Raw genomic sequence first — 8,849 nt, 5'->3', positions numbered from 1 at the left:
GCGAAAGCGGTGTATCAGTCACCAAATAGGCTGGCTGATAAACCGCTTTCGCGAGCAAGCCCGCTCCCACATTTGATCTTTGTAAGCCTCCCTTTTGGGAACCTTCCTACGCTTCGGCGCGCAACTCTTCCTTTCCAAAATCTGCCAGACTCCCTCGGCTATCAAGCCACGCTAACGGAGGATCTGATGACGATTCGTGCAGTAGTTTTTGATTTTGGCGGTGTCCTCTTCGATTGGAACCCGCAGCACCTTTACCGCCAGCTGATTGCCGACGACGCCGAGCGGCAACACTTTCTCGACACCATCTGCACCCAAGCCTGGAACACCGAACAGGACGCCGGCCGCAGCCTGGCCGAAGGCACTCGCCAGCTTATCGAGCAACACCCGCAACACGAACCCTTGATACAAGCCTATTACGAGCGCTGGCACGAAATGCTGCGTGGCGCGTTGCCCGAAGGCGTTGCGATTCTTGAGGCACTGCATAAGGCCGATATGCCGCTGTTCGGCCTCACCAACTGGTCAGCTGAAACCTTCCCTTACGCACGGGCCAACTATCCGTTCCTGCAGCACTTGCGCGATATCGTCGTGTCCGGCGAGTTGAAGTTGATCAAGCCCGATCCTGCGATTTATCACGCCAGCCTTGCACAAGTACGCGCTCACTTGCCGGATATCCAGGCCAGTGAAGTGGTGTTTATCGACGACGTTGCCGGCAATATCGAGGCCGCTGAAGCCCTCGGTTGGCAGGGCATTCACCATGTGTCGGCCGAGCGCACTGCGGCACGTTTGCGTGAGTTGGGCGTAAGTTTTTAGCGCGCCCACTTTTCCATGGCGAAGTCCACAAAGGCGCGCAGCTTGGGCAGGCGGTAGCGATCTTGCCGGTAGAGCAGGTGCATGGGGCGGCTGGGCAGTTGGTAGGCGGTCAGCAACGCCACCAGCTTGCCGCTCTCCAGGTCCGGTTGCACCAGGGCATCGGCCAGCATGATGATGCCCATGCCGTTTACAGCCGCCTGGCGCAAGCCTTGGGAGCTGTTGATGGTCAAGGGCCCGGCCACCGGCACCTCCACTTCGCCTTCATCGCCGGTCATGCGCCATAGTTTGTCGGTATCGCGCCAGTTGTCGGTCGCAGGGTAGGCGAACGCCAGGCAGTCGTGCTGGCGCAGGTCGTCGGGTGTTTGTGGTGTGCCACGTCGCGCCAGGTAGGCGGGTGACGCGCAGAGCGTGAGGGTGTACGCCTGCATGGGCCTGGCGATCACGCTGGAGGTATCCAGCTCGCCAAGACGGATCGCCACGTCGAAGCCGCTGTCGACCAAGTCTACCCGCTCATTACTCAGCACCACATACAGTTGGATCAGCGGGTAACGCTGGCAAAATTCGCTCAAGGCCGGTGCCAGGCGCTCGGTGCCGAACGCGGGCGGGGCGGTGATGCGCAGGGTGCCCTTGGGCACGTCACTGTGTGCCTGTTCCGCCAATTGCTCGGAGTCGGCCACCAACCCCAATACTTCCAGGCAACGTTGGTAATACTGCCCGCCAAACTCGGTCAGGCTTTGTTTGCGTGTGGTGCGCTTGAGCAGGCTGCCCCCCAAACGTTGCTCCAGCGCGCGCAAGTGGTTGCCAACCATGGTGGTCGACATCCCGCAGGCCTGTGCGGCTGCGGTCATGCTGCCGGCCTCGACCACTTTGACGTACACCGACATCGACTGGAACAGATCCATTATCAAGCCCTAGTTTAAAGTCATTGCAGGAATGCGCAGTTTATCCAGCTCTGGTGGCTAACGATACTGGCACCACCACAACGATGCACTGGAGCCTGCCACCATGACCGCCGCCTGCCTGATGACCACCTATCAACCCATGGCCCTGAGCTTTACCCGGGGCCTGGGCACGCGCCTGTGGGACCAGCAGGGCCGTGAATACCTCGACGCCGTGGCCGGTGTGGCGGTAACCAATGTCGGGCACTCCCACCCCAAACTGGTGACGGCGATCAGCGAGCAGGCGGGCCTGTTGCTGCACACCTCCAACCTCTACAGCATCGACTGGCAGCAGCGCCTGGCCGAGCGGCTGACGCAGTTATCCGGCCTGGACCGTGCTTTTTTCAATAACTCCGGCGCCGAAGCCAACGAGACCGCGCTGAAACTGGCGCGGCTGCATGGCTGGAAAAAAGGCATTGAAGAGCCTTTGGTGGTGGTGATGGAGAACGCGTTTCACGGGCGTACGCTGGGCACCATGGCCGCCAGCGACGGGCCTTCGGTGCGCTTGGGTTTCCAGCGCCTGCCGGGGGACTTTCTCAAGGTGCGCTTTGGCGACTTGGCCGCATTGGAGGCCATTACCGAACAATTCGGCACGCGCATCGCGGCGGTCTTGCTCGAGCCGATCCAGGGTGAAAGCGGCGTGCTGCCCGCGCCGCCCGGTTACCTCAAGGCGCTGCGCGACCACTGCACGCGCCACGGTTGGTTGATGATGCTCGATGAGATCCAGACCGGTATCGGCCGCACCGGCGCCTGGTTTGCGTTCCAGCATGAAGGCATCGTGCCCGACGTGATAACCCTGGCCAAAGGCCTCGGCAATGGCGTGCCCATCGGTGCCTGCCTGGCGCGGGACGCCGTGGCTCAGTTGTTCACGCCAGGCAGTCATGGCAGCACGTTTGGCGGTAACCCGCTGGCCTGCCGCGTGGGCTGCACGGTGTTGGACATCATTGATGAACAAGGCTTGCTGTACAACGCTGCGCTACAGGGCGAGCGCCTGCTGGCGCGGTTGCGGGTGGAGTTGAGCGAGCACCCGCAAGTGCTGGCGATTCGCGGGCAGGGCTTGATGGTCGGCATTGAGTTGGCTAGGCCTTATCGTGACCTGGCCCAGCGTGCGGCCCAGGAGCATGGGCTGCTGATCAATGTGACGCGGGGCAAGATCATCCGCCTGCTGCCGCCGCTGACGCTGGATGCCAAGGAGGTTGAGATGATCGTGCGGGCGATCACCCGTCTGTTGGACTGAAATGAAATCAAACTGTGGGAGCGGGCTTGCTCGCGAAAGCGGAGTGTCAGTCAAAGATGTGCTAACTGAAAGGCCGCTTTCGCGAGCAAGCCCGCTCCCACAGGGGATCTGCGTCACCTTCAGAGGTCATTTCCATTGAGCCATTCCTGGTTCATGGTTTCGGTATCGCCCAGGTATTCCAGCAACCAACTCATCGCCGGCGACAACTTATCCTGCGCCCACGCCACACACGACGGGCTGGCTGGAAACGGTCGGCTCAGTTGCAGCGCCACCAGCTCGCCACGCTCGACCCACGGCAATACCTGATGCGCCGGCGCCATGCCGACGCACAGCCCATCGCGCAGGCAATCGAGCGCCGAGGCCCAGTTGGGTACGACCAAACGGCGCTGGTTATCCAGGGTCCAGGTGTCACGCTTGGGCAGGTTGCGCGAGGTGTCGGTCATGCACAAGGAGGCGAACGGGCGCAGTTCGTCGTCATTGAGCAAACCGTTGACGCTCGCCAGCGGGTGCTGGGCGCTCACCACACACAGCCAGTTGAGCAGGCCCATGTCCCGAAACGTGAAGCGGCTGGCCACCGGCACCGCGCTGGTCGCGCCGATCACAATGTCGGTGCGCTCATCGGCCAGGGCGTCCCACACGCCGTTGTACACCTCGTATTCGAGCAGCAATTCCACCTCGGGGAATTGCCGATAAAAATCCAGCACCAGTTGCCGACAGCGCTGGGGTTTGACGATGGAGTCCACCGCCACCTTCAACTGGCCGCTCCAGCCATTCGCCACCTGCTGGCACAAACGCCGGGTGCCGAGCATTTTTTTCATCACCCCGCGCGCTTCGTCTATAAATAGACGGCCGGCGGGCGTCAGCTCCACATCGCGATGGCGGCGCACAAACAGCGGCACCGCCAGCCATTCCTCCAGCTGGCGCACCGTATAGCTGATGGCTGACGGCACGCGGTGCAATTCCTGGGCGGCGGCGCTGAAGCTGCCATGGCGTGCCACGGCATCGACCACATCCAGGGAGTATTCGGACCACATAGCAGCTGCCTTCAAAATATTTGATTCAAGTGTCCAATTATTATCGCTTCACACATGGCCTGTCAGCTTCATAATGGGCGCCAGTCAGCAAATAGTTTGATGGCAGCATCTACAAGGCTTCAATGAAAAATTCTTTTGGTTTCACTTGGTATCTGGCGGGGCTGAGCATGCTCGGTTATCTGGCCATGGACATGTACTTGCCGGCCTTTGGCGCCATGGGCGAGCAGTTGCAGATCAGTGCGGGCGCGGTCGGTGCCAGCTTGAGTATTTTCCTCGCCGGCTTTGCGCTCGGGCAGTTGCTGTGGGGGCCGCTGTCCGATCGCCTGGGGCGCAAGCCGGTGCTGCTGGCCGGGTTGAGCCTGTTTGTACTGGGCTGCGCCGGGATGTTCTGGGTCGAGACCGCGCCGCAGTTATTGGCGTTGCGGTTTATGCAGGCGATTGGCGTGTGTTCCGCCGCCGTGAGTTGGCAGGCGCTGGTGATTGACCGTTACCCGGCCGACAAGGCCCACCGCGTGTTCGCCAGCATCATGCCGCTGATGTCGCTGTCACCGGCGCTGGCGCCGCTGTTGGGCGCGATGGTGCTGAACCACTTTGGCTGGCAGGCGATTTTCGCGGTGTTGTTGGGCGTGTCAGTGCTGTTGCTGTTGCCGACGTTGTTCCTGCGCAAAATGCCGAAACGTCTGGCCGAGGAGGGCGAACCGTCGCGCCTCGGTTATGGGCAGTTGCTGACCTCCCGCGTGTTTACCGGCAATGTGATGATCTTCGCCGCCTGCTCGGCCAGCTTCTTCGCCTGGCTTACCGCGTCGCCGTTTATCCTTGGCGACATGGGTTACAGCCCGAATGACATCGGCCTGAGTTACGTGTTGCCGACCTTGGCCTTTCTGGTCGGCGGTTACAGCTGTCGTAGCGCCTTGCAGCATTACCAGGGCAAAACCCTGCTGCCGTGGTTGCTGGTGGCCTATTGCATCAGCATGGTCGCGTTGTACCTGGTTGCGACGTTGACGGTGCCGACCCTCACCACCTTGTTGATACCGTTCTGCCTGATGGCATTGGTCAACGGTGCGAGTTACCCGATCGTGGTGGCGAATGCGTTAATGCCCTTTGCGGAAAATTCCGGCAAGGCGGCGGCGTTGCAGAACACTCTGCAATTGGGTCTTTGTTTCCTGAGCAGCCTGCTGGTGTCGTCGATGATCGACCAGCCGCTGTTGATCACCGTGATCGTGATGCTGGCGACTGCGCCGCTGGCGGTGTTGGGTTACTGGTTGGCGCGGCCAAAAGCCGATAAGTCGGAACTGGCAAACGCCTAAAGCTGAAATACGGTCAAAAATGTGGGAGCGGGCTTGCTCGCGAATACGGAGTGTCAGCCAATATATTCGGTACTGACACACCGCATTCGCGAGCAAGCCCGCTCCCACATTTGGAGCCGGTTTCTTCAGTTAGAACGTCACTTCCATATTCAGCGTAGGCGTGGAGGTACGAGTACCCATACCTCCATCCACCCCGAACTTGTTATGCCAGTACTCGTAACCCACCCCCAGGTACAGGTTCGGCTTCACGCTTTTACCCGGCCGCACCGCCACCATCAGCGCCGTGCGCATCAGGGTTTCCGGCGCCGTGTCGCGGCCGTGGTAGTCCTCGCCCTTTTCCCCGACGTAATTGATAAACCCCTGGAACTTCGCCGCGTGCTTGGCGATGTCGAACGGGCGCATCCAGGTCAGGTTGAGCATGTAGGTGTCGTCGAAGGTGTGGTTTGACTCTTTCGCGCCGGGGATGCCGGTGTGGTTCTTTTCCTTGTAGTACATCAGGCTCAAATCCAGCACGCCGACGGTGTTGAACTTCAACGTCGGGCCGATCACCAGCGCGCGTTTTTTAGCTGAGGCGAAGTTGTTGTTGCGGTTGGCGTCGAAGCCCAGGGTCAGGGCGTAATCCTTGACCAGGCCGGTGCCCAGCGGCACATCGAATACCCGTGAGGCGTACAGCTGGTGTCGGTACACGGCGTAGACCTCACTGCCACCGTGGTCGGTGCCCTTGCGTGGGTCACTGCTGTCGGACAAAAACACATCAAGGTTCAGGTAGTTGCTGCCGTACTGGTAGCCGCTGGCGTGGGTAAAGCTGTAGATGCGCTTGCTGAAGTTGTCGGGGTTGTTGGGGTTGGTGAAGTGCTGGCCGTAGCGAAACCCTGCGCTGTTGTTCATCCATTCCAGCGCGACGGCCTCCCCACCGCCGAGAAGAGTCAATGCAACGGTGGCGCCCTGTAATGCCTTTTTCATTGTTCTAGGTCCTTTGGCGTTCTGGCTCATGACGGCCGGATTGTTTTTGTAACGCCGATGGAGGGTATCTTGTTCGAATGATTGTATACAACTCTATGGACATCCAGTCCAAACATTGCATACAGTGTTCGCACAACAAAAACAGAGAACCCCCTCACCATGACTATCCCGAAGGCGTCACCGCAGCGGCCAGAAGATGAGAATCTCGGCGTCGCGGCCAACATGGCTTACGGCCTGCAGCATGTGCTCACCATGTACGGCGGCATCGTTGCCGTACCGTTGATCGTCGGCCAGGCGGCCGGGTTGTCGCCGGCGGATATCGGCCTGCTGATCGCCGCCTCGCTGTTTGCCGGTGGCCTGGCCACGTTGCTGCAAACCCTCGGTTTACCGTTTTTTGGCTGTCAGTTGCCGCTGGTGCAGGGCGTGTCGTTTGCCGGTGTGGCAACCATGGTGGCGATCGTCGGCAGTGATGGCGCGGGCGGGGTGCCGGCGATTCTCGGGGCGGTGATGGCTGCGTCGTTTATCGGCTTATTGATCACGCCGGTATTCTCACGGATCACCAAGTTCTTCCCGCCGCTGGTCACCGGCATTGTGATCACCACCATTGGCTTGACCTTGATGCCGGTTGCGGCGCGCTGGGCCATGGGCGGCAATAGCCGCGCAGCGGATTTTGGCAGCATGTCGAATATTGGCCTGGCGGCGCTGACCCTGGTGCTGGTGCTGCTGCTGAGCAAGATTGGCAGCGCGACTATTTCGCGGCTGTCGATTCTGTTGGCCATGGTGATTGGCACTGTGATCGCGGTGTTCCTCGGCATGGCGGATTTCTCCGGCGTCGCCCAAGGGCCGATGTTCGGCTTTCCCATACCTTTCCATTTCGGCATGCCGACCTTCCATGTGGCGGCGATCATTTCCATGTGCATCGTGGTGATGGTGACGTTGGTGGAAACCTCGGCGGACATCCTCGCAGTTGGCGAGATCATCGACACTAAAGTCGACTCCAAGCGCCTGGGTAACGGCCTGCGTGCCGATATGCTGTCGAGCATGTTTGCGCCGATCTTTGGTTCGTTCACGCAAAGCGCCTTTGCCCAGAACGTCGGCCTGGTGGCGGTTACGGGGGTGAAAAGTCGGTTTGTAGTCGCCACCGGCGGCGTGTTCCTGGTGGTGTTGGGCTTGCTGCCCTTTATGGGCCGGATGATTGCGGCTGTGCCGACCTCAGTGCTGGGCGGCGCCGGTATCGTGTTGTTCGGCACCGTGGCGGCCAGCGGGATTCGCACGCTGTCCAAGGTGGATTACCGCAACAACATGAACCTGATCATCGTGGCGACGAGCATCGGTTTCGGCATGATCCCGATTGCGGCGCCCAATTTCTACGATCATTTCCCCACCTGGTTCGCGACCATTTTCCATTCGGGCATCAGCTCGTCGGCAATCATGGCGATTCTGCTGAACCTGGCGTTCAACCACTTCACCGCCGGTAACTCGGACCAGCAATCGGTGTTTGTGGCGGGAACTGAGCGCAGCCTGTGCTTCCACGATGTGGCGGCGTTGCGCGATGGGGACTACTTCAGTGGCGGTAAGTTGTTTGATGCAGAAGGGAAGGAGATTCCGGTGGTGGCTGAGGTGCCGAGGAAGGCGACAAAGCCTGAAACCACCGAAGTCTAAAACTTTGGGAGCTGGCTTGCCGACTCACTACTGCGCATCAAACGCCTGCCCACTGATGCCGGCACTGTCCGGCCCCATCAGGTACAGGTACACCGGCATGATTGCTTCCGGTGCAGGCCTTTCCATCGGGTTTTCCCCTGGATACGCCTGGGCACGCATGCTCGTGCGTGTGCCGCCCGGGTTGATGCTGTTGGCGCGTACCGATGCCACATCTTCCAGTTCATCGGCCAGGGTTTGCATCAAGCCTTCGGTCGCAAACTTCGACACCCCATAAGCGCCCCAATACGCCCGGCCCTTGCGCCCGACGCTGCTGGAGGTGAACACCACCGACGCGTCCTGGGACAGCTTGAGCAGTGGCAATAATGTGCTGGTCAGCATGAACATCGCGTTGACGTTCACGTGCATCACGCGCATGAAGTTCTCACCGGACAGCTGCTCGATCGGCGTGCGCGGGCCAATGATTGAGGCGTTGTGCAGCAGGCCGTCGAGGCGGCCGAATGCTTTTTCGATCATCGCTGCCAGCTCATCGTATTGATGGGGCAGGGCGGTTTCCAGGTTGAACGGGATCACCACCGGCTGAGGCTGGCCGGCCGCTTCGATCTCGTCATACACCTGCGCCAGGTTGGCTTCGGTCTTGCCCAGCAGCAACACGGTGGCGCCATGGGCGGCATAGGTTTTTGCCGCCGCCGCGCCAATCCCGCGACCGGCACCTGTCACCAGGATCACCCGGTCTTTGAGTAGTTCTGGACGTGCGGAGTAATCAAACATAAAAAACCTCTAAAAATTCAGTAGGTTGCAAACGCTGAATTTGAAACCCTACAAAGATCCCCTGTGGGAGCGGGCTTGCTCGCGAATGCGGTGTGTCAGTTACTGGTTCATTGACTGACACACCTGTCTC

8 protein-coding genes are annotated in these 8,849 nt (G+C 60.2%); 4 read left to right on the top strand and 4 right to left on the bottom strand.

The genetic code is table 11. The features are described from left to right. The first annotated feature begins 186 nt into the window (after positions 1–186). Positions 187–810 (top strand): HAD family hydrolase, encoded by a 624-nt coding sequence (locus ACTD9P_RS28725; RefSeq protein ID WP_438870298.1) that lies wholly within the window; start codon positions 187–189, stop codon positions 808–810. Here the strand turns inward: ACTD9P_RS28725 and ACTD9P_RS28720 are convergent. Beyond that, a complete protein-coding gene (locus ACTD9P_RS28720; protein WP_438870297.1) occupies positions 807–1,712 on the bottom strand; it encodes a LysR family transcriptional regulator in 906 nt (301 codons plus the stop codon). The two genes, ACTD9P_RS28725 and ACTD9P_RS28720, sit on opposite strands and share 4 nt — an antisense overlap. A gap of 103 nt (positions 1,713–1,815) precedes the next feature. On the opposite strand from ACTD9P_RS28720, the gene ACTD9P_RS28715 reads away from it, so the two are divergent. Next, on the top strand, positions 1,816–2,985 hold the full coding sequence (locus tag ACTD9P_RS28715) for an aspartate aminotransferase family protein (protein ID WP_438870296.1): 1,170 nt from the start codon (positions 1,816–1,818) through the stop codon (positions 2,983–2,985). A gap of 119 nt (positions 2,986–3,104) precedes the next feature. Here the strand turns inward: ACTD9P_RS28715 and punR are convergent, their stop codons facing one another. Then, complete coding sequence (gene punR / locus ACTD9P_RS28710) at positions 3,105–4,019, bottom strand: DNA-binding transcriptional activator PunR (RefSeq protein WP_438870295.1); 915 nt, start codon at positions 4,017–4,019, stop codon at positions 3,105–3,107. Between the two features lie 122 nt (positions 4,020–4,141). Between punR and punC the strand changes: the two genes are divergently transcribed. Continuing rightward, positions 4,142–5,326, top strand: coding sequence for a purine nucleoside transporter PunC (gene punC, locus ACTD9P_RS28705; RefSeq protein ID WP_099490062.1), 1,185 nt, complete (start codon positions 4,142–4,144; stop codon positions 5,324–5,326). Positions 5,327–5,455: 129 nt separating this feature from the next. Here punC and ACTD9P_RS28700 read toward each other — a convergent pair whose 3' ends face one another. Next, entirely contained in the window at positions 5,456–6,289 is an 834-nt protein-coding gene (locus ACTD9P_RS28700) for a nucleoside-binding protein (protein WP_438870294.1), read from the bottom strand. 159 nt (positions 6,290–6,448) lie between these two features. Here ACTD9P_RS28700 and ACTD9P_RS28695 point away from each other — a divergent pair, with 159 nt between their 5' ends. Next, positions 6,449–7,951: a nucleobase:cation symporter-2 family protein gene (locus tag ACTD9P_RS28695; RefSeq protein WP_438870293.1), complete on the top strand. Its 1,503-nt coding sequence runs from the start codon at positions 6,449–6,451 to the stop codon at positions 7,949–7,951. 27 nt (positions 7,952–7,978) lie between these two features. Here ACTD9P_RS28695 and ACTD9P_RS28690 read toward each other — a convergent pair whose 3' ends face one another. Beyond that, positions 7,979–8,719 (bottom strand): YciK family oxidoreductase, encoded by a 741-nt coding sequence (locus ACTD9P_RS28690; RefSeq protein WP_438870292.1) that lies wholly within the window; start codon positions 8,717–8,719, stop codon positions 7,979–7,981. Between the last annotated feature and the right edge of the window lie 130 nt (positions 8,720–8,849).

This window comes from Pseudomonas onubensis (assembly GCF_965653655.1).
In the GTDB taxonomy this organism is placed as follows: Bacteria; Pseudomonadota; Gammaproteobacteria; order Pseudomonadales; family Pseudomonadaceae; genus Aquipseudomonas.
Note: the sequence above shows the minus strand (reverse complement) of the source record. Positions and strands in the feature narration are given on the sequence as shown.